General features: G+C 66.7%; 14 protein-coding genes and 2 tRNA genes. 7 read left to right on the top strand and 9 right to left on the bottom strand.

Features of this window, described 5'->3' with window-relative positions; genetic code table 11:
• Window positions 1–141: 141 nt before the first annotated feature.
• The gene (locus Q4E25_RS09955) at window positions 142–774 is read left to right on the top strand and encodes a hypothetical protein (RefSeq protein ID WP_303156668.1); all 633 of its coding nucleotides are present in this window, start codon (window positions 142–144) and stop codon (window positions 772–774) included.
• Window positions 775–803: 29 nt separating this feature from the next.
• Here Q4E25_RS09955 and Q4E25_RS09950 read toward each other — a convergent pair whose 3' ends face one another.
• Window positions 804–989, bottom strand: coding sequence for a PspC domain-containing protein (locus Q4E25_RS09950; RefSeq protein ID WP_303156666.1), 186 nt, complete (start codon window positions 987–989; stop codon window positions 804–806).
• 154 nt (window positions 990–1,143) lie between these two features.
• Between Q4E25_RS09950 and cmrA the strand changes: the two genes are divergently transcribed.
• Window positions 1,144–1,956 carry a mycolate reductase gene (gene cmrA, locus Q4E25_RS09945; RefSeq protein ID WP_303156664.1) on the top strand — a complete coding sequence of 271 codons (813 nt, stop codon included), beginning with the start codon at window positions 1,144–1,146 and terminating at the stop codon, window positions 1,954–1,956.
• Between the two features lie 11 nt (window positions 1,957–1,967).
• On the opposite strand, the gene Q4E25_RS09940 is transcribed toward cmrA, so the two are convergent.
• A complete protein-coding gene (locus Q4E25_RS09940; protein ID WP_303156662.1) occupies window positions 1,968–3,497 on the bottom strand; it encodes a sodium:alanine symporter family protein in 1,530 nt (509 codons plus the stop codon).
• 291 nt (window positions 3,498–3,788) lie between these two features.
• Here Q4E25_RS09940 and orn point away from each other — a divergent pair, with 291 nt between their 5' ends.
• Together orn and Q4E25_RS09930 are read left to right on the top strand one after the other, a co-directional pair.
• On the top strand, window positions 3,789–4,421 hold the full coding sequence (gene orn / locus Q4E25_RS09935; protein WP_303156661.1) for an oligoribonuclease: 633 nt from the start codon (window positions 3,789–3,791) through the stop codon (window positions 4,419–4,421).
• Between the two features lie 49 nt (window positions 4,422–4,470).
• Window positions 4,471–4,546 (top strand) — tRNA-His (locus tag Q4E25_RS09930).
• A gap of 505 nt (window positions 4,547–5,051) precedes the next feature.
• Here the strand turns inward: Q4E25_RS09930 and Q4E25_RS09925 are convergent.
• Complete coding sequence (locus Q4E25_RS09925; RefSeq protein ID WP_303156660.1) at window positions 5,052–6,203, bottom strand: Ig-like domain-containing protein; 1,152 nt, start codon at window positions 6,201–6,203, stop codon at window positions 5,052–5,054.
• Window positions 6,204–6,579: 376 nt separating this feature from the next.
• Here Q4E25_RS09925 and Q4E25_RS09920 point away from each other — a divergent pair.
• A tRNA-Lys gene (locus Q4E25_RS09920) sits at window positions 6,580–6,652 on the top strand.
• A 305-nt stretch (window positions 6,653–6,957) separates the two neighbouring features.
• Here Q4E25_RS09920 and Q4E25_RS09915 read toward each other — a convergent pair.
• On the bottom strand, window positions 6,958–7,236 hold the full coding sequence (locus tag Q4E25_RS09915) for a DUF3618 domain-containing protein (RefSeq protein ID WP_303156658.1): 279 nt from the start codon (window positions 7,234–7,236) through the stop codon (window positions 6,958–6,960).
• A gap of 691 nt (window positions 7,237–7,927) precedes the next feature.
• Here Q4E25_RS09915 and bcp point away from each other — a divergent pair.
• On the top strand, window positions 7,928–8,398 hold the full coding sequence (gene bcp, locus Q4E25_RS09910) for a thioredoxin-dependent thiol peroxidase (RefSeq protein WP_303156656.1): 471 nt from the start codon (window positions 7,928–7,930) through the stop codon (window positions 8,396–8,398).
• A gap of 3 nt (window positions 8,399–8,401) precedes the next feature.
• Entirely contained in the window at window positions 8,402–9,040 is a 639-nt protein-coding gene (locus Q4E25_RS09905; protein ID WP_303156654.1) for a TetR family transcriptional regulator, read from the top strand.
• Here Q4E25_RS09905 and Q4E25_RS09900 read toward each other — a convergent pair.
• The 5 genes from Q4E25_RS09900 to Q4E25_RS09880 all read right to left on the bottom strand — a co-directional run bounded on the left by Q4E25_RS09900 (window position 9,037) and on the right by Q4E25_RS09880 (window position 21,411).
• Window positions 9,037–9,444, bottom strand: coding sequence for a holo-ACP synthase (locus tag Q4E25_RS09900; RefSeq protein ID WP_303156652.1), 408 nt, complete (start codon window positions 9,442–9,444; stop codon window positions 9,037–9,039). The genes Q4E25_RS09905 and Q4E25_RS09900 overlap by 4 nt on opposite strands.
• A gap of 11 nt (window positions 9,445–9,455) precedes the next feature.
• The gene (locus Q4E25_RS09895; protein ID WP_303156650.1) at window positions 9,456–10,211 is read right to left on the bottom strand and encodes an ATP-binding cassette domain-containing protein; all 756 of its coding nucleotides are present in this window, start codon (window positions 10,209–10,211) and stop codon (window positions 9,456–9,458) included.
• 2 nt (window positions 10,212–10,213) lie between these two features.
• Window positions 10,214–11,257 (bottom strand): ABC transporter permease, encoded by a 1,044-nt coding sequence (locus tag Q4E25_RS09890; protein WP_303156648.1) that lies wholly within the window; start codon window positions 11,255–11,257, stop codon window positions 10,214–10,216.
• Window positions 11,254–12,258, bottom strand: coding sequence for a sugar ABC transporter substrate-binding protein (locus tag Q4E25_RS09885; protein ID WP_303156646.1), 1,005 nt, complete (start codon window positions 12,256–12,258; stop codon window positions 11,254–11,256). Before Q4E25_RS09885 ends, Q4E25_RS09890 begins: the two co-directional genes overlap by 4 nt.
• 108 nt (window positions 12,259–12,366) lie before the next feature.
• Entirely contained in the window at window positions 12,367–21,411 is a 9,045-nt protein-coding gene (locus Q4E25_RS09880; protein ID WP_303156670.1) for a type I polyketide synthase, read from the bottom strand.
• Between the last annotated feature and the right edge of the window lie 297 nt (window positions 21,412–21,708).

Below are 21,708 nucleotides of genomic sequence, written 5' to 3'. Positions count from 1 at the left end.
GCGGGTTCGAATCCTGCTGGGGGCACACTGTCAAGCCTCGAGGCATCGTTTCTACGGTGCCTCGAGGCTTGCGCGGTTTTGCCCGCCACGCAAGCCCCCAAGCGGCGGCCTGGACGCAAGCCCCGGCCTAGGATGAAAAGCATGGATCTCACGCTGGTTACCTTCACCCAAGCCCCCGAGAGCGCGCTGAGGGGGATGTGCTTTAGTAACGCGTGGGCGGCGTCGCCAAGCTATGCTCAGTCCCGCCGCGCCGCGCTGACCGGCCAATACCCGCAGCGCCACGCCACCACCCGCATCACCGATGTCTTCGCCGACGCCGGCTGGCAGGTGCGCGAGGACACCTCCCCCACCACCGAGCCCACCTTCCGCTTGCTGGAGCAGCCGGACCCACAGCTCCTCGGCAAGCTCAGCGGCGTGGTAGCGGTGTGCTCCCTCAACGAGGGCAACCTCCCGATGTCCCTGTGGTGGCCGGGGGTGGCGGAGTCGGGGACCTGCCGTGAGCTGGTCTCCCCCATGGATCTTGCGCCCACGCTGGCCGCGATTGCTGGCCTCGACGTGCGACCCAACGCCGCGCTCTCCTTTGACGGGCTCAACCTGGTTCCGGTGGTGCGCTATGGGGCCGCGGGGCACGCCGCGCTTTTCTTCGATAACGGCGTGCGCATGCCCGACGCCGTGCTGCTTGACGACGTCGCCACTCCCCCACACGCACGCACACGCCTGCTCGATGAGTGGCAGGCGTGGCGCGGTTTCATGGAATTCGGGCCGCTGCAGTAGGTGCGGCCCGCAGGGTGGATGGGGTGTGATTAGACCTGCGGCATCACGATCCACAGGATGATGTAAAGCAGGACTCCGGAAAAGCCCAGCAGGGTGGCGACAACGAAGAGAATGCGCACCAGAGTCGGATCAAGGTTGTAAGTCTGGGCGATGCCTCCGCAGACGCCGCCGAGGTAGGCGTCGGTGGTGGAACGGGTGAGTCGTTTATCGGACATGGTGAACTCCTTTCACCTTCCATTTCACCCTCTTTTGCCTCGGCGCGCATCCGGGAGGCCGCCGGGCGGGCTTTTTGCTCTACGCTGGACGCGATAAGAACATTGACCCTCACGTACGCCGGTGCGCGCCGGCGGTGAAAGGACCTCTCCCCTAATGGCTAAGAATCCCGGGCTTCCCGCGCCCTCCCGCAACTCCTACGCGCTGATCACCGGCGCCAGCCAAGGCATCGGCATGGCCATGGCCCGCGATCTCGCCGCGCTGGGCTACAACGTCATCCTCGTCGCCCGCCGCAAGGAGGTGCTGGAGAAGCTGGCCGCGGAGCTTTCCGCCAAGCACGAAGTCGATGCCATCGCCCTGCCGGCAGATCTTTCCCAGGCCGCGGACGTGGACCGCGTCATCGAGTTCATGGACAGCACGCAGATTTCCATCATCATCAACTCGGCGGGCATCGCCAGCTTTGGCAAGTTCATGGACCAGGATTGGGACTACGAGACCAAACAATTCGATCTTAACGGCAAGGCCGTGCACCGGCTTACCCGCGCGGCGCTGACACAGATGCTGCCGCGCCGCAGCGGCGCGATTTGCAACGTCGGCTCCGCGGCCGGCAACGTCTCCATCCCCAACAACGCCACCTACGTCTTCACCAAGGCCGGCGTCAACGCTTTCACGGAGGCCCTGCACTACGAGCTCAAGGGCAGCGGGGTGAGCTGCACCCTGCTGGCTCCCGGCCCTGTGCGCGAGGCCCACATTCCCGAGGCGGAGCAGTCCATCGTGGACAAGGTGGTACCCGACTTCCTGTGGACCACCTACGAGTCTTGCTCCGCTGAGACCCTCGAGGCCATGGCTCGCAACCAGCGCCGCGTAGTGCCCGGGCCGCTGTCGAAGGTGATGAACGCCCTGGGCAAGATTGTGCCGACGCCGGTGGCGGCACCGCTCATCGGCAGCTTCTACTCCAAGATGGCGTAGCTTTTGAGGCTTTAGGAGGAAGCCTCCGCCGGGGACTGCGCGGCGGCCTCGCGCTGCGCCTTGCGCTCCACCCAGAAGTCCGCGTTCTTGATGCCGAGGGCCTCGGGGTCAAACTGCGGGTCCAGGCCGGCCTTCTTCTGTGCGCTGTAATCCTTCAGGCACTTCAGCGCCGGGACCTGCAGGAAGAGGATGGCCACGATGTTGAGCCAGGCGGTAGCGCCCACGCCGATATCGCCCAGCGCCCAGGCGGAGCCCGGAGTGGTGGTCGCGCCGATGATAACGGAGGCGACCAGCAGCACGCGCAGGACCCAGATGAGGGTGCGGCGGATGGCGCGGCTCTTGATCCAGCGGTTGAAGTAGGTCAGGTTGACCTCCGCCATGTAGTAGTAGGCCAGCACGGTGGTGAAGGCGAAGAACGCGATGGCGATGGCGATGAAGGTCGGGCCGAAGCCCGGCACCAGGGTGTCCAGGCCGTGCTGGACAAAGCCGGGGCCCACGGCGACGTCGGAAGGCAGCACGCCCTCGTAGCGCACCGGGCCGTCCTCGCTCTCGTTCTCGAAGACGCGGTACATGCCGGTGGAGATGATGATGAACGCGGTAGCAGAGCACACGAAGAGGGTGTCCACGTAGACGGCGAAGGCCTGCACGAAACCCTGCTTGGCCGGGTGGGAGACCTCGGCGGCGGCAGCGGACTGCGGGCCGGTACCCTGGCCGGCCTCGTTGGAGTAGATACCGCGCTTCACACCCCACATGATGGCCACGCCCAGCATGCCGGAGAAGATGGCCTCCTGGTCAAAGGCGGACTTGAAGATGAGCCCAAAGACGTCCGGAATGTCCTGGTAGTTGATAATCAGGATGGCGATGGCCGCGACGATGTAGAGCACCGCCATGACCGGGACCACGTAGGAGGCGAAGTTGGCGATGCGCTTGACACCACCGATGATGATGAGCGCCAGCACGCCGGCCAGGAGGGCGGCGGACCACTTGAAGTCCACGTTCCACGCCTCGTTGACGGCAGCGGCCACGCCGTTGGCCTGGATGCCCGGCAGGAAGTAGCTGGTGGCCAGGATCATGGCGACGGCAAAGACGATGCCGTAGAAGACCATGAAGGGCGCGGCCTTGGTGTGCTTGTAGGCCTTCTCGATGTAGTAGGCGGGGCCGCCGCGGTACTCACCGGTGTCTTGGTCCTTCTCCTTGTAGACCTGCGCCAGCGTACATTCCACGAAGGACGTCGCCGAGCCCAGCAGGGCCACCGCCCACATCCAGAACACCGCACCTGGCCCGCCGAAGGCGATGGCCGTGGCCACGCCGGCGATGTTGCCCACGCCCACGCGTCCGGCCAGGGAGATCATGAGCGACTGGAAGGAGGAGACGCCGTTGGCGGACTTCTCGCCGTTCTTCAGCTGCTTGATCATGTCGGGCAGGCAGCGGATTTGCAGGAACTTGGTGACAAGTGTGAAGTACACGCCCGCGCCCAGACAGAGGAAGACGAGGGCGGGTGACCAGATGAGAGAGTTGAGAGTATCCAAGAAATCAGCCATCTTGGGAACCTACTTTCCGTAAACTGTGAGTGCCGTCACGCCAGAGGGCTTCTCCTATCATGGATCAGACCCATCCCGTTAGGTGAGAGAAATCACTGAATTTTTACATGTGCTTTCACGCCAACCGCGCCACAAAAAGCGACCTATCGGTTGATAGAAAATTAATGCGCTGGGACAGCACTGTCAATGAACCTCGCCCGTGTCAGCCTCGTGCGCTCTAAAAAGTTAGCGCCGAAGCCACCCCCGCTACCCCCAAATCTCGCGTCCGGCCCAGCAGCTAAGCTGGATTGCATGACTGAAATTGCCGCTAAGAATGACCGACTCGTCTGGATCGACCTGGAGATGACCGGCCTGGATCCCTCCCGCCACGTCATCGTTGAGGTCGCCGCCGTCATCACGGACGCGAACCTCACCATCCTCGACGAGGGCATCGACCTCGTCGTCCACGCCACCGAGGAGGAGCTGGCGGAGATGGATGACTTTGTCACCACCATGCACGCCAACTCGGGACTGGACAAGGAAATCCGCGAGTCCACCGTCAGCATCAAGGAGGCCGAAGACGCGGTGCTCGAGCTCATCGCCAAGCACTGCGACCCCGAGCACCCCGCCCCACTGGCCGGCAATTCCATCGCCACAGATCGTTCCTTCATCCGCACCCACATGCCCCGGCTTGACGACGCCCTCCACTACCGCATGATCGACGTCTCCACCATCAAGGAGCTAGCGCGGCGCTGGCATCCGCGGGCGTACTTCAACCAGCCCGAGAAGGGCATGGCACACCGCGCACTGCAGGACATTATCGAGTCAATCCGCGAACTGGACTTCTACCGCCGCAGTGTCTTCCGCACCGACGAAGGCCCCTCCTCCGAGGAGGCAACTCAGCTCAAACAAGTCACAACCGCCGACTACCAGGCGTTTTTGTAAATCGCGGCGGGTGGGTTACTCTTATCCGTGCTGCTTTAAAGCAGCGATGGTGGCTGTAGTTCAGTTGGTAGAGCACCAGGTTGTGATCCTGGGTGTCGCGGGTTCGAGCCCCGTCAGCCACCCCAAAGGTCTCAGGGCCCCGGCACACACGCTGGGGCCCTGAGTCGTTTTCTTTTTCCCGCCCGTCTCCGCTCCAGGAATCCGGCTCAGCATCGCCCTGGGAATCCGGCTCAGCATCCGCGAGCACATACCCCTTATCGTCCTAAATCGAACTTCTTTGTTTTCAGTAGGCGTTCGTTAGGGCTTCAGGGGCTTGGGCACGCCTCCCCCAGAGCAGTGCATCACTGGAAACAGTCCTTGTGCGCCAAATGAACACGCAGTGAAAACGGAAAGGTTCGATTTTGGCAACGATCGCATATACCCGCCTCTGATTCAGCGTCCCGCTGGTCTGAGAGCTAGCACGAGAGCTGGGCCGAGCGCTAATTCTCAGGCCAACGCTGCCAGGGCGGCCTTTTCCGGGGCCGCCGCTTCCATAAGCGTCTCTTCCAGGGTCAACGCACAAAAAGCGCGCAACCACTGCGGTGATTGCGCGCTAGGGGGCATCGCCAAGCAAGCGTCAGGCAGGCACGGCTACCGGTTCTCGTCGGCGTTGCCCTTGGACCAGGTCTCCCAGTCCATGTTCCAGTCACCCAGGCCGTCGAAGGGGCTCAGAGTCTCGCCGCCGGTGTTGACCACGCGGACGATGTCACCGCGCTTGACCACAGACTGGAACCACTGCGCCGCCTCCGTGGTGACGTTGACGCAGCCGTGGGACTGGTTGTACACGCCCTGCGCGCCCACAGACCACGGCGCTGCGTGCACGAAGATGCCGGAATAGGACATCTGGGTGGCGTACTGAACGTTGGTGCGGTAGCCGCCCGCGTCGAGAGCCAGGCCAAAGGTGGAGGAATCCATGACGAGACTCTCGTATTCGTCACCAATCACGTAGCGGCCGTTGGGGGTATCCCACTGGCCGTCGGTGCCGAGAGAGACGGGGATCTCCCGCAGCAGCCCGCCGCTCTTGTACACCTTCATGGTCTTGGTGGCATTGTCCACGATGGTCACCACGCGCTCGCCGATGGTGAAGTTGGTGGAGGCATCCTCACCACCATAAATCCCGCCGCCGAGGTTGCGCCCATAGAGGTCCACGTTGACCTCCACCTTGGTGCCGGGCTCCCAGTACTCCTTCGGGCGCCAGCGCACCTCCTGGTTATTGATCCAGTAGAAGGCACCATCGACCTCCGGGGTGGTCTTGACGGTAATCGCCTTTTCCGCCGCCTTGCGGTCGGTGACGTAGTTACCAAAGCGCACGCCGATGACCTGGCCCACGCCGACCTCAGAATCGGGCAGCGGCGAGAGCGCAACCTCAGAGACACCCGCGGCCTGCGGGGTGGAGATGGTCACGGTCTTGTTCTTACCCTCGGAATCCACGATGTCCAAGGTGTAGGTGTGGTTGTACCCCAGCACCTCCGCGGTACTCCAGGACTTACCATCCTTGGACAGTTCCTCCTCCACCACGGTGCCCAGCTCGTTGGTCATGGTCACAGACTTCAGCTTGGAGGAGGACTTCACCGTCACGGGCTCGGAGGGGTCGACGTTCTTTGCGCCGTTCTTCACGGAGATATCCAGCGCCGGCTTCTTTGCCTGGGAGGCTTCAGCGGCCTTGCTTGACGACACCTCACTCGACGCCGCCTCCTCCTTACGGTCTTCGGCGGTGGAGTCAATGGTGCACGCCGCGCTCATCGCGACGACTAGAGAAAGAGAAGCGGCCGCGGCAACGCGGCGCATAGAGGAAAGGGAAAAAGTCACAGGGAGCCCTCAAACAACGAAACGAGCAAATTTCTCACCTAGGTTATCCCGCGATCCTCCAAAAGACCATATGACACTTCAGCCGTTAACCGATTCGTTATCGGCCATCACCCCCACCCTTCAAGGCCGCCCGCAGCGCGCCCATAACCATGCGCAGACGCAAGCCCAGAAACATGCGCTGAGCTGGCGATTTTACCTTTCTTCAACAAGGGTGTTAAAGTTACATCTCGTTGCACGGCAGGCAGTCAGCCGGTCAGGAAAGTTCCAGTAAGGAACCGCACAGACCAGCTCGGCTAGCACGACAACATGAGCGCCATTAGCTCAATTGGTAGAGCAACTGACTCTTAATCAGTGGGTTCGGGGTTCGAGTCCCTGATGGCGCACAATCTACCCCCGCCGGGGTCATCTCCGGCGGGGGCTTCGCGTTGCACGGGCCGTGGCCGAGCACCTTGAGATTCTAGGGCCGAGCACGTCAAAATCCTAGACGCGACGGTACGTTTTGACGAGAACACGATTGTGCAATCGTGTGCAAATCTGCTTATTTGCGAAAACGTACCGCGCAACCGCCTACCCGAGCCGGATTGATCAATATGTGGCTGGGTCCGGCGATAGCCCTCGGCGAATTCTAGGGCGGAAATAAGCAAACACCCCGCCTGCGGGTGGCAGTGCGGGGCGCAAGAGTACGTGCTTAGCGGCGCTCGGCGAGCAGACGCTGCAGCTCCTTGATGTCATTCTTACGACGCTTGGAGCGGAACACCGACAGGGCAATGAGGCCCACGACTGCAGCGCCCACACCGGCCAGCGCCATCTGCACATTGCGATCCTGCAGCTTCTCCGTAGCGGCACCCTTGGCGTCCTCTACAAAGTTCTTCGGCTTGCTGCGTTCCGCCAGCTCATCAAGCGTGCTAGCCAGCTGACGGCGGGTGCGCTCGATGTCGCGCTGGATATCGTCAATGTTGCGTGCCACTTTTATCTCCTACGTAGATTTCCGGGGATTTCTAGGTTTTCTAGGCTCTAACGTCGTTAGTCTACAGTGCCCACCGGCCCCAGCGCATGATACCCACGGTCACCCCACGCAACCCTCCCAACCGAGCCAGAACAGCAGGATTTGTACCGTCTTTTGTATTGAATTGCAAGAAAAATTCAATTTTGTATCCTTTCGTTCTTCCTCCCCTTTTCCGCGCATCTAGTTCACCGAATATCCAGTAACCAAATTTGCGGCTTAAGCAACTTCGAGTCCACTCAAAAGCGCCCATGCTTAAGAATGGCTAGAAGGCGCCATGCGATAGCCAAAGACTATTTATCACCATTGATAAAAGCCAGATCCGTTCCACACCAAAATTCCAAGAAGGGTATCTGATGAGCATTAAGAAAAGAGCTTTGAGTCTTGCAGTGGCGGCTTCTCTTGTATCCCCACTGTTTCATGAAGGCATAGCAGTTGCTCACCCGCAGTAAGACGGAAGAGCAGCGGATGCTGTTCTTGCACGAAAGTATTACTTGCGCAAGGAGTAGCGCCCGGCTATCCCTATTCCCTCTCCCCACGGTAGTGGTGTGGTGCTCACTCTCCAAGGAGCAATGGATAGTTTTCTGGCTAAGTAATGGCTAGAGGGCAACGGCAGCGACTATCTTGGCCCTGCCCGCAAGGTAAAGTAGACCCCATGACTGAAGCAAAGCGTCTAGCCGTTGGAGATACCGCCCCTGCCTTTTCTTTGAGCGATGACAAAGGCAACACCATTAGCTTGAGCGACTATGCCGGCCAGCGCGTCGTGGTCTACTTCTACCCGCGAGCAAACACCCCGGGCTGCACCAAGGAGGCCTGCGACTTCCGCGATTCCCTGGAGCAGCTCAACGGCATGAACATCGCCGTGGTGGGCATTTCCCCCGATAAGCCCGAGGCCCTGGCCAAGTTCCGCGAAGACCACGAGCTCAACTTCCCGCTGCTCTCCGATCCAGACAAGGAAGTCATGACGGCCTACGGCGCCTTCGGGGAGAAGAAGAACTACGGCAAGATCGTCCAGGGGGTTATTCGCTCCACGTTCGTTGTTGAGGCTGACGGCACCATCGGTCAGGCTCTCTACAACGTTAAGGCCACCGGCCACGTCGCCCGCGTGCTGAAAGGCCTCAACTAGACCGTGAGCTCCTCTTCTTCGTCACCGGAGCTGCTGGTTCCCCGGCGCCGCCCTGCACAGGCCCGCAGCCGCGAACGCTACAACCGCATCCTGCAGGCCGCGCGCGATGTGCTTGTTGAGGTCGGCTTTGAATCCTTCACCTTCGACGAAGTCTCACGCCGCGCCGAGGTACCCATCGGCACGCTCTACCAGTTTTTTGCCAATAAATACGTGCTCATCTGCGAGCTGGACCGCCAGGACGCCGCGGAGAACCTCGCGGAAATCGAGCGTTTCTCGCAGCACGTGCCCGCCTTGCAGTGGCCAGACTTCCTCGACGAGTTCATCGACCACCTGGCGCGCATGTGGCGCGAGGATCCCTCCCGCCGGGCGGTGTGGCACGCAGTGCAGTCCACCCCGGCTACCCGCGCCACGGCAGCCGATACGGAGCTCTCGCTGCTCACGCCCCTAGCGGCCATCCTGGAACCGCTGGCCCAGGGCATGGATTACGAGGATCGCATCGAGCTGGCCGGTTTCCTCGTGCACACGGTGGTCTCCCTGCTCAACTACGCCGTCTCCGGGGAGCCGGAGAACTTTGAGGACGTGGTGTCAGAGATTAAGCGCATGCTCATCGCCTACCTCTTCGCGGTAGCCACTGGCGCTTAGAGCACCGTGAGAATGACGGTGGCGGTGGCGTACTCGCCATCGTGGCTAAGCGACGCCCCCACGTCCCACCGCCCCAGACTCTCCCCCATGAGCCGGGCGACCTCCCCGCGGGCTGATACCGCTACCCTGCCCCAGGCATCGGGACGCACCTCGATCTCGGACCAGTCCAGGTCCTCCTCCGCCAGCACCGGCGGGCTACCGTAGCGGGCCTGCGCCCAGGCCTTGAGAAAGGCCTCCTTAAGCGCCCAGCGCCCCGCCAGGTGCTCGGCGCGGCGCGCGCCCTTGCTCGCCGCCACCCGCAGCTCCGCCGCGCTGAAGACCCGGGCAAAGCGGGTGCCGGGGACCTCGAGCTGGGCGGCGAATGCGGGAATGTGCACCAGGTCGGTGCCCACCGAAATGCTCATGGGCACCTAGCTTAGGCCCTGCCGAGCTCGCGGCGCAGGTCCTCGAGCTCCTCGCCGCCGGCCATCCACTGGGTGAGCTCGTCGATGGTGGTCTCTTCCTTGGGCTTGTCCAGCACCGCCTGGCCCAGGTTGAGCACCACGAAGTGATCGCCCACCAGGAAGGCGTGCTGGGGGTTGTGGGTAATGAAGACTACGCCCATGCCGCGCTCGCGGGCGGCGTCGATAAAGCGCAGCACCATGGCGGATTGCTTCACGCCGAGGGCGGCGGTGGGCTCGTCGAGCACGATGTAGCGCGCGCCGAAGTAGATGGCACGGGCAATGGCCACCACCTGGCGCTGGCCGCCGGAAAGCGCGCCGAGTTCAACGTCGACGTCGCCAAGCACAATGCCCATCTCCGCGAGCTGCTCGGCGGTGATGCGGCGCATCTCGGCCTGCTTGAGCGCACCGAAGGTGCCGGTGAGTTCCTGGCCCAGGAAGAAGTTGCGCCACACCGAGAGCGAGGGCACGAGTGCTAGGTCCTGGTAGACGGTGGCGATGCCTGCGTCGAGGCTGTCGCGGGGGCTAGCAAAGGTGATCGGTTCGTCGTCAACGAGGATCTCTCCCCCGGTGGGCTGGTTGAGCCCGGCGAGGATCTTGATCAGGGTGGACTTGCCGGCGCCGTTATCGCCCAGCACGCAGGTCACGGTGCCCTCGGCCAGGCGCAGGTTCACGCCGCGCAGCGCGTGGAAGTTGCCAAAGGTCTGCGTGATGTTTTTCAGCTCGATCATGGCTATCGCTTCCTCGTGAAGTTGGCAACGGAGGTGTTGGTGAGCACGGCCCACAGCAGCATCGCGCCGAGGAAGAACTTGAACCAGTCGGGGTTCCAGCCGGCGTAGACGATGCCCTGGTTGGTCATGCCGAAGATAAGGGCGCCGATGGCGGTGCCCACCGCGGTGCCGCGGCCGCCAGTCATGGCGCAGCCGCCGATGACCGCGGCGATGATGTAGAGAAACTCGTTGCCGATGCCCTGCCCGGCCTGGATGGCGTTGAAGGCAAAGAGGGTGTGCATGCCCACGAACCAGGCGGCGAAGCCGACGAGCATGAACAGGGTGATCTTCACCCGGCGCACGGGAACGCCCACGGCGCGCGCGGCGTCCTCGTCGCCGCCGACGGCGAAGATCCAGTTGCCAAAGCGGGTCTTGTAGAGCACCAAGGAGGCCACCGCCACGAAGAAGACCCACCACAGCACGGTGGCGCGGATGCTCAACGGGCCGACGTGGATGGTGCCGGCGAAGACCACGCGGGCGGAGTCAAAGCCGTCCATGTCAGAAATGGACGGGGTGGCCACCTGGCCGGTGACCAGCTTGGTCACCGCCAGGTTAAGCCCCTGCAGCATAAGGAAGGCCGCCAACGTGATGAGGAAGGAATCGATCTTGGTGCGCACCACGAGGAAACCGTTGAGCGCGCCGATGGCCAGCGAGGTGATCAGGGCCATTCCCGCGCCCACCCAGGAGTTGAGGTGCAGGTTGTAGTTGAGCATGGTAGCCACCAGCGCGGAGGTGGTCACCGCCACGCCGGAGGACAGATCGAATTCGTTGCCGATCATGAGCAGGCCCACGGCCAGGGCCACGATGCCCAACGTGGAGCTGGCGTAGAGCACCGTGGACATCGCCTCGAAGGAGCGGAAGGACGGGGCGACGATCATGAACAGGGTAAAGATGACCACCGCGCCGAGCAGGCTGGCGAGTTCGGGGCGCCGGATAACGCGCGACAGCGCCCCGCGGGTAGCGAGGCGCTCATCGGTAGTAGTCGGTGCCGAGGCGGCTTCCGTCATCGCAGGCCCGCCTTGGCGGACTCGGAGATGATGTCCACGTTGTCCTTATCCACGAAGGAAGGACCCGTATAGACGGGGCGGCCGCCGCCCAGGGTGGTCCCGTTGCGGTGGGCCAGCCACAGGGAATCCACCGCGAGATAGCCCTGCAGGTAGGGCTGCTGGTCGACGGCGAATTCGACGTCGCCGCGGGAGATGGCGTCGACAAGCTCGGCGTCCGTATCGAAGGTGGCCACCTTAGCCTCGGAGCCGGACTCCTTGACGGCCTCGGTGGTGCGCAGGGCCACGGGTGCTTGCAGCGCCATGACCCAGTCGATGGACTTGTCCTGGGAGAGCTTGGCGTTGACGGTGGACTGCACCGAGGTGAGGTCCTGGCCGTTGACGTAGAGCAACTCGACGTTGCCGCCCATGCCCTCCTTCACGCCGGCGCAGCGGGACTCCTGGGAGGAGTTGCCCTGCTCGTGGATGACGCACAGCGCGTGCTTGGCGCCCTCCTCCTTGAGGCGCTCGCCTGCCTTGGTGCCGGCGACCTTCTCCTCCTGGCCGAAGAATCCGCTCATGCCGTACTCCTGGTAGTCATCCATGCCAGCGTTAAGGCCCACGGTGGGGATGCCGGCGTCGACGGCCTTCTGGGCCACCGGGCCGATGGCCTTGGCGTTAGGCATGGTCACGGCGATGCCGTCCACGCCGGAGTCGATGGCGGACTGGACCAGGTTGGCCTGGTTGGGGGCCTGCGGGTCGGAGGAGTAGCGCAGCTCGATGTTGTCCTTCTTCGCTGCGTCCTCCGCGCCCTTGCGCACCAGATCCCAGTAGGTATCGCCCGGTGCGCCGTGAGAAATCATCGCGACGGTCAGGCGCTCGGTGTCCACGCCGCCGGCGAGCTCGCCGTCCTTCTCAGGCTGCGGGGCGCCGCCCTGCGAGGAGCAGCCGCCGATGGTCACGGTGGCGGCCACCGCAGCCACCGCGCCGACAATTTTCCAAAGCTTAGAGTTATTTTTCACCATTGCATGGTGCCCCACGCTTTGGGCGAACTTCAAACGGGCTGACCTGCTTCTTTATCGTTTAAGTGACTGCACGCTGGGAGTATCGCGGGGCTTTTTACCCCCGTGGGCTTAGCTCTTTTCTCCGGAAAGCTCCTCTCCCACGCACAGGACGCCGCCACGCAGGCGGGCAGAGGCATCGAGCAGCACGGCCGCCTCGCGCTCCTTGACGGCATCGCCGGTGCCGCCGAGGTTGCGATCCACCGGGCGCTCGTAAAGGGCGGCGCCGCCGCGCATGGCCGCCTCGATGCGGCGCAGACCGGCCAGCTCGCGGGCCCGTGCGGCCGCTTCCCAGGCCTCCGCGGCCTCCTGGCCCCGCTCGGCCGCTAGCGCGGCGAGGAAGGCTCCCGGGTGCACCACGGCGATGAGCGCGGAGACGTGCCCGAAGCCCAGCGAGGTGACCAGGCCGGCCTTCGGCGCGCGCCCGTCCGCGGCCAGATCCAGCTTCTCGCGCAGCCACACCAGATGGCCGTGGCGGCGCAGCACTGGATCCACACAGTCCAGGCTGCGGTTGGGCGGCAGGATGCCCTCGCGCAGCACCTGGGTCAGCCCCACCAGCTGGAAGGCGGCGGCGCCTCCCTTGGCGTGGCCGGTCAGGGTCTTCTGCGAGATGACAAAAAGCGGATTGCCCTCCGCGCGCCCCAGGGCGGCGGCGAGGCGCTCGTGCAAGTCGGACTCGTTGGGATCGTTAGCGTTGGTGGAGGTGTCATGCTTGGACACCACCGCGATCTCATCCGGGCTCACGCTCAACTCACTCAGCGCCCGGGCCAGGCGGGAGTCCTGCCCGCCGCGGGCGGCCGACAGCGCACCCATGCCGGGGGCTGGGATGGAGGTGTGGGCGCCGTCGGCGAAGGACTCCGCGTAACCCACCACGCCGAGCACCGGCAGCCCCAGATCCGCGGCCAGATCACCGCGGGTGAGCAGGATGGTTCCACCACCCTCGGACTCGATGAAGCCGCCGCGGCGGCGGTCATTGGCCCGGGAGAAGAAGCGGTGCTCGATGCCCTTGGCCTCCATCTCCGCGGAGTCCGCGGTGGCGGCCATATCGCCGAAACCGGTGATGCCCTCGATGGAAAGGTCATCGATTCCGCCGGCCACCACGAAGTCCGCCTTGCCCAGGCGCAGCTTGTCCACGCCCTCCTCCACGGACACCGCCGCGGTGGCGCAGGCGGCCACCGGGTGCACCATCTGGCCGTATCCGCCCACGTAGGACTGCATGACGTGCGCCGCGATGACGTTGGGCAGCGCCTCCTGCAGGATGTCGTTGGGACGCGACTGTGCCAAGAGCTTATCCACGTACAGCGAGCGCAGCGAGGCCATGCCGCCCATGCCGGTGCCCTGGGTGGAGGACACGCGCGCCGGGTGCACACTAGCGAGCAACTCGGCGGGGCTGAAGCCGGCGGAGAGGAAGGCGTCGACAGTGCACACGATGTTCCACAGCGCAACGCGGTCGAGGTTATCGATCATGTCCGCCGGGATGCCATAGACCGCCGGGTCGAAGCCCTCCGGGATCTGCCCGCCCACAAAGCGGGTCATGGCCACCCGGCGCGGAACCCTCACCGGAGAGCCCGCCGGGCGGGTGACCTGCCACTCCTCGCCGTCGAAGGACACGCGGGTGCCCTCTACCTCGGCGGCAAAGGTGCGCGCGGTCTCCTCGTCCGCCACCGTGAAGGTCAGCGGCTTTTCCAGGTAGATGGTGGTCAGCTCCGGGGCGAGGTTATCCACCATGGGCATGTGCGGGCCGAAGTCATCGTGGTAGCGGCGCACGCCGAGCTCGGCCAGCACCTCGTCGTGGAAGCGCTCGTAGACCTCGGCCTCATCCAGCTCGACGCCTTCGGCGCTCACCCAAGCCGCGGCGGTGGCGTCCCACTCGATGAGCCCGCGGCTCCAGGCCAGCTCCAGCACGCCGGCCGCGGAGAGATCGCCTCCGACCTCCACCTCGTAGCGGGTGCGCGAGGAGCCCACCGGGCCTAGCTCGCCGGCGCCGACGATGACCACCATCTCCTCCAGGGCCTGCGCACAGCCGGAAAAGTCCGGGGTGGTCCAGCGCAGCGGCGCCAGGGCGTTGGGCAGGGCGGCCACGGTGCGCGGCGCGTGCATGCTGGGCTCTGATGCGCTGGCGCTGGGCGACGCCCCCGCGTCCTCACCGCTCGCAGCCTGCTCAGCGCGCCGGGCCGCCTCGCGGGCCAGCTCCGGCAGGTTGAGCTCGGCTTCGGCCAGCCCGCCGGTGAGATCCAGCGTGAGCGGCGCGGCGGCGGAGTGCTCGCGGGCGGACACGCTCGCGCCCTCGCGCAGCAGCTGCTGGGCAATCTCCTCCGTGGAGAAGGTGCGCACCCCGCGGGCCTCCACCAGCTCCACCATGGGGTCGTTGCCGCCCATCAGCCCGGTGCCACGCACCCAGCCGATGTGGGCGTGCACCAGCGAGGTGCGCTGCCCCCACACCGGCTCCGCCTTCCAGCGGGTGACCAGTGCGTCGAGGGCCGCCTTGGACTCGCCGTAGGCGCCGTCGCCGCCGAAGCGTCCGCGGTTGGGCGAGCCCGGCAGCACCACGTGCAGGCGATGGCCCACGCTGGTATCCGCGCCCAGGGTGCTCAGGCCCGCGATGAGCTTTTCCACCGACCACAGCAGCAGGCGCATCTGGGACTCGGCGCTGGCGCCGGCCTCAGCCAGCGTGCCGGCCACGCGCGGGGCGGCAAAGGGGAAGAGCATATCCGGGACCATGGCCGGCTTGAGCACGGTGGACTTCCCGCCCACGGTGGCGGTCTGCTCAGAACCGATCCACTCCACCAGGGAGTCCACATCCGCAAAGGAACTCAAGTTGGCCGGGACCACCCACAGCTGGGCGCTGCCGGCGGCGTGGCTGCGGTAGAGCTGCTTGTAGAACTCCAGGCGCTCGTGGTCCAGGCGGGAGGTGGTGGCCACCACCTGTGCGCCCTCACGCAGCAGCTGGCCGATGATGGCAGCCGCGATGGAGCGCGGCGAACCTCCGGTGACCACGGCGAGTTGCCCGGCATGCGCCAGGGCGCGGCCCTCGCGCTGCTCGCTGCGGGCCTGGCGGGCAAGCTCCGGCAGGCCGTAGAAGTCCGCGATCTGCGCTGCGGCCTCGCCGGCGCCGACCACGTCAATCTCCTCCGCCGCGCACTGGCCGGCGGCCACGCGGGCGATGTCCTCGCGGGCGGTGGCCCAGTGATCGTCGAGAAGCACAGCCTTATCCGCGTCGAAGCGCGGGGCGACCTGCGTGGCCCAGTCGGCGCCCAGCTCCGCGGCGACGAGATCCGCCAGGGTGTCCGGCTCGGCGGCGGCCTGTTCGGCGGCCTCCTCGCGGCCCAGCTGGGCCAGCAGGGTGCGGGCGGTCTCCGCCAGGGAGGACTCGATGCGCTCGGCGTAGGCCTCCAGGGCCGCGGAGTCCACCACTGCCCCGCTACCCGCGGCGGCTGCGGTGGGCTTGGTGATGCTCACCCCGGCGCGCGCGGCGGCGGAGTCCACGCCGGCGTCGATGAGAGCGTCCAGCTCTGCTGCCGAGGAGGGGCTGACGGATGTACCGGCAGCGCCCAGGGTGGCCAGCTCACCGCCGCGCAGGGAGGAGCCCTCGCGCACGCCGAGCACCAGCTCCGCGGTGACGCGGTCGGCCCAGCCGCGGCCCAAACCCCAGGTCTCGGTGACGCGCTCGGCCACGTAGGCGGGCTTCTTGCCCGCCGGGCCGGTGAGCCTGCGCAGGGTCTCGGCCACGTGCTCGCCCAGCACCGGCCCGAAGGCCTGGTAGCCCTTGGCCAGGGAGGCCACCTTCTCCTGCAGCTGGGGCAGGGGCGCCTCGGCGGCGCCGTCGATGGCGCCCAGGCCAAACTCCACGCCGAGATCCAGCAACAGCTGGTTGCGGCGGGAGGACACGCCTTCCACGAGTGCCTCGATGGTGTCGGTGGCGCCGATCTGATCGGGGCGGACCTTGGTCCACAGGCACACGAGCATCTCGGTGGCCAGCTGCGCGCGGAAGGGCTGATCGGCCGGTGCGGCGGCAGCGGCGGCCTCTGCCGGTACGGCCCCAGACGCAGACGCAGGCGCCGGCGCTGCCTGCTGAGGTGCTAGCGGCTCGGCGGCGGGCTCAGCCTCCGCAATGTCTTCCGCAGTATCTTCCCTGGCCGTGTCAGCCACCGGCGCGGCTACGGCGTCCTCGGCAAAGACCTGCGGACGGTCGCGCTCGGCGTTGAGCACCTCAATGGGGTGGCCCGCGTACTGCGGCAGGCGCAGGGTCTGGCCCAGCATGTTGGCCAGCGTGGGGCTCGAACCCACGCCTACCTCCACAAAGCGCTCCACGCCCAGGCCCTCAGTGCCCGCGCCGGCGGTGCTGCCCTGCGGGCTCAGCAGCAGGTCCTGGGTTTCGATCCAGCGCACCGGGGAGGCGAACTGCCAGGCCAGCAGCTCGATGAGCAGGGTGCGGCCCAGGCTGGTGGGGTCGGCCGCCGCGGCCGGGTAGTCCGCGAGGATCTCGGCGATGGGCTGGGAATCCACCACCTGCGCCATGGCCTCCACAAAGTCCCGCTCCAGGCTGAACGGGCGGGCCACCAGGTTGGGCACGTAGCGATCCACCAGCAGGTGCAGGTCCACGTCCGCCGGGATGAGGGAATCGAGGTGCTCGCGGAAGGCGGGCACACCACCCAGCAGGTGCGTGGAGTGGAAGGGCACGTCGATGCCGGGGATGCGGATGAAGGCGCGCTTGCCCGGCGCGCGGCGTTCGGCGTCAGCAGCCAGGGCCTTGAGCCCGGCGCGGGTACCGGCCACGGCGTACTGCACGCCGTCGATGTTGTAATTAACAATCTCCAGAAACTCGCCGGTGCGCTCAGCCATGCCGGCCACGTACTCGAAGACCTCGTGGGAGCCCATGCCCATCTTGTTGGGGCGCAGCGCCGCCAGGCCGTAGTTGGACACGCCCTGGGCGTCGCGCTCCACCAGGCGGTGCATGGTCAGGCCGCGCACGTAGACGATCTCCACCACGGCCTCCAGGGAGAGCACCTCGGCGTAGGCCGCCAGCGCGTTGTACTCGCCCACGGAGTGCCCGGCAAAGAAGGCATCGTTCTCCAGGACGCCGGCCTCCTTCATCTCCGCGATCTGCGCGCAACCCAGCGTGGCCATGGCCACCTGCGTGAACTGGGTGAGGAAGAGCGCGCCCTCCGGGTGGGAGAAGCACTCCCCATTCACGGTGACCGAGCGCGGGTTGGTGCGCACGATCTCTAGGATGCTAAAGCCCAGGTGCTCGCGGGTGTGGCGGTCCGCGCGCTCCCACACGCGGCGCGCGGCCGGTGAGGAGGCGAAGGCCTCCATGCCCATCCCCTGGGACTGAATGCCCTGGCCGGGGAAGCCATAGAAGGTGCGCGGGGCGGACATGGTGGCGCGCGCCTCGAGCACGGGGGTGCCCTGGCAGGTGGCGGTCACTGAGCGGATCTCCCCGTAGCCGGCGCGGGTGTCAATGCCCGTGCGCTCCACACGGAAGTCCACCTCGGCGCCGGGCAGCACGGGCGCGAGCATGGACGTGCTCCACTCGCGCACGCGTGCGCCGTCGAAGCCCGCCGCCAGCTGCGCCAGCGCGGAGGTCCACATGCCATGGACGATGACGCCCTGCTCCAGCCCAGCCAGGCGGGCGGCGGCGTCGGAGACGTGGATGGGGTTGCGGTCGCCGCTGACCACGGCGAAGGGGCGCATGCTGCGCGGGGCGCGCGCCCGCAGGCTGTGGCGGAAGGAGCGGGCCGTGTCCTTCGCACTGGCCGGAGCGGGCCGTACGTCGAGAGCCTCGGCGCCGGCGCGGCGCTGGATGGCAAAGCGCTCGTGCAGGGTGGCGATCGGTGACGCCGTGCTTGACGACGCCCACATCTCCACGTCCACCTCCACCACGCGGCCCACGGTGGTATCGGCGATGCGCCCAGCGCTGGCGGTGATGCGTAGGGTGTCCTCCTCTGCGGGCAGCTCGCTGGCGTGCAGCACCAGGGAGTGCTCGAGGTGAACGAGGTTGAGCAGACCCTCGACGGCCGGGGTGTCGGCGATGACGGCGAAGACCGCGGGCCAGGCCTTGCCCACCAGCACGTCGGGGACCACCAGCGCGGCGGAGCCGGTGGAACCTAGCTCACCGGAGTCCACGTAGCCGGCGGTGACGTTGGCGTAGGCGGCGCGGTCGGCGGCGGGCAGTGTGGTCTCCCACTGCGCCACGCTGTCAGTGACCTGCGGAAGCTCGCCGCCGGCGGCCACTCGTGCCAGCTCCCGCATGGCGGCCTGGGCGTCCTCGGTGCTGATGACCGGGGAGGCACCCGGGATGCTCGGCGGGGTGATGCGGATGCGCAGCGTCGGGGCCTCGCCTACGCTGGGCGCGGCGTCCTGTGAGAGTGCCAGCGGCACGCTGAGCCAGAAGGCGCCGTCCTCCTCGCTAAGGCTGGCGCCGTGCTCGGGGCGCAGGCGGTGCAGCGGGTTGGGCTGCTCGCGCCCGGCCCAGTTGACGGTGGGCGCTGCGGCGATGAGCTCGGTCGGGGTGGGTTCCTTTTCCTCCACTGCTGCGTCCGGAGCCTCGTCCAGCGCCTGGGCGGCCGCGGCCTCGAAGCGCGCGAGCAGCTCGGCCACCGGCTCGTTGGCGCGGGTAATACCGGCAACGGCCGTGGTGCCCGGGATGATGCAGACCTCGTCGGCGTCGTAGCGCTCGTCGTGCGCCTGCCACAGGGTGTCCTGGCGCCACACGCGGCGCACTTCGGCGTCGATGACCGGCACGAAGTTGGCAGGCTTGCCCTTCTGGCGCAGAAGCAGCAGGAACCAGGCGGCATCCGCCGGGTGCAGGGCGTTATCGCAGGCCTTTCCGTAGGCCTCGCGCAGGGCGGAGAGTGCTGCGGCGGGAGCGGCGTCATCGACCTCGACGCGCAACTCCACCTCGCCGTGATCGACGGGGCTTAGGCGGGCCTCGGTGCGCTCCACCATCTGCTGGAAGCGCAGCGCCCACGAGTGATCCGCCCAGGCGCCCCGGTAGGACAGCTCCAGGTAGCGCTCCAGCCACTCGACGTAGCTCATGGACTCGAGATCACCGAAGTAGGGCTTGCAGGTGTGCGAGATTGCCTCGATGATCTCCTCACGCCGCGCGGCCACGGCCTCGGCATCGCCGGCGACCTCGTCAAGCAGGCGCCCGGCGCGAGCGAAGGAATTATCAATCTCGTGGATATCCGCACCCAGCTGCGAGCGCCCGGAGGCAATCAAGCCGGTTGCCCCGCCGGCCGGTGCCCAACCGCCATTCTCGGTGGCCGGCTGGGCTGCGACCAGCGCCTGCTTCACTGACTCCGAAGCGGTGGATTCGCGGGTGGCCATCGCGGCGGTGCCGATCATGATGCCGTCCACCGGGGCGTCTGGCATGTCGTAGGCGCGCGCCCAGGTGCCCAGCAGGAATTCCGCGCCGCGCTCAGGGGTTCCAATGCCGCCGCCGACGGCCAGGATGACGTTGGATCGCTGGCGGATGCGCCCGTAGGTGGCCACGAGCAGCTCCTCGAGGTCCTCCCAGGAGTGGTGCCCGCCGGCGTGGCCCCCCTCGATCTGCAGCATGAGCGGGGCCTCGATGCCCTGGTCCGCGCAGGCGTCGGCGATGCGCAGCACCTGGTCAATCTGCTGCACGGTGCCCGGCTTGAAGGCCACCCAGGGGAAGTTATCGGCGTGCAGCGATTCCACCAGCTCCACGGCCTCCTCCAGGGGCGGGATCCCCGCGGAGACGACGATGCCGCTGATCGGCGCGCCCTGGGCGCGGGCCTTGGGCACGGCGCGCTGGCCGACGATCTGGCGGCGCCACTGGGAAGCAGAGAGGTACATGGCGTTGAACTGGGCGTTGACCCCCGGGCGCAGAAGACGCTGCAGCTTGTCCAGGTTGGCGGCCAGCTGCTCGTCGGTGTACTGCCCGCCGCCGGCCAGCTCCGCCCAGTGGCCCGCGTTAGCGGCGGCGGCCACAATGGCCGGGTCCACGGTGCTCGGCGTCATGCCGGGCAGCATCACCGGGGAGTAGCCGGTGGCCTTTGTCAGCGCGCTCACCAGGCGCTCGCCGCGCACACGCGGCCTCCACGCGCTCCAGGGCTGTGGGCGGGTGGGGGCGCGGCCGGCGTCGAAAAGCTGGGCTTGGCCCTCGTTGCCGCTCACCACGAGCGTGCCCACCCCGCGGCCCTCAGCGGCGCGGCGGGTCAGCGGCTCCACGCCGGCGGCCGGGCCGCACTCCAGGATCCACTCGGCGCCGGCGTCGATGGCGCCCGCCACCGCGGCCGGCCAGTCCACGGTGTCAGTGAGCACCGCGCGCGCGGCCTCGGCCACCAGCTCGGCGTCGATGCCCGCCTGCGCGCCCCAGCGCTCCACCATGTCCACGGCCTCGTGCATGGCCGGGTGGTGGTAGGCGCACTGCACGTCGAGCGGGACGAAGCTCGGGGCAAAGGCCCGCCCGCCGCGCTGCTTCTTCTCCGCCTGCTGCGCTGAGCGCGCGGCGCGCGCCTCCAGCTTTTCCTGCGCGGCACGCAACTGGGCGGCCGGGCCCACCATGACGAAGCGCTCACGCCCGTTGCGCAGGCCGATGTGCATGCCGGTGGCCTCCAGCTCCTCGCGGCTGATTCCGTTGACGGCCACCATCGGGGAGCCCTGCGCGGTGCGCACCAGCCCGCGCAGGCGCGCGGTGGCGGTGATCGCCGCACCGATGAGCTGGCCCAGCGCGATGGCCTCGGCGGCGGTGGCGCGCCCGGCGGCCACGTAGGTGGCCAAGGCGCCCTGGGAGTGGCCGATGGCCGCGACTGCCTCGCGCGGCTCCAGGCCCTGGGCGCGCAGGGACTCCAGCACGGCCACCTGCGCGGTAACAATGCCCGGGGTGGACACGGCGGATTCAGCCAGCAGCGCCGCGGAGGGCTCTTCCCCTTCCCTGGCCGCGGCCCATTCCAACGGCGTGAAGCCGTGCACGGTGTAGGCGGCGAGCTCATCGGCCACCGGGGCGATCAGCTCAGCGGCCTCCTTGAGGTGCCTGCCCAGGGTGCTGCCGGCGCCGGCGGCGATGGCCTCGCGCAGGGTGGGCAGCCACGGGTAGCCCTGCCCGGAGAAGGAGAGCGCAAAGCGGTGCTCGCGCAGGTGCTGGGCCAGGCTTTCGCCGGAAAGAGGCGAGAGGACTGCGTGATCGATGGCGGCGGTGTTCTTGGTCACGATGTGTGCTGCTCCTTGGGTGAGGTTGCGGCCAAATAATTTTTGTATGCGAAAGTCAGGTGTACAGCATGCCACAAAATCATGAGGAAACCGTCATCTTTTGCCGGCGCGTGCACAACCCACTAGTCAGCCAGCCCGCGTTTGACCAGCTCCCGCGCCTTTTCCAGGGCCGAATGTGATTTCTCCCCGGGCAGGCCCGGAACCTGACCACCGACCCCATCAGCCCCATCAGCCCCA

Source organism: Corynebacterium sp. (assembly GCF_030532325.1).
Classification (GTDB): Bacteria; Actinomycetota; Actinomycetes; order Mycobacteriales; family Mycobacteriaceae; genus Corynebacterium.
The sequence above is the reverse complement of the archived record's forward strand: the minus strand, read 5'-3'. Positions and strand labels throughout refer to the sequence as shown.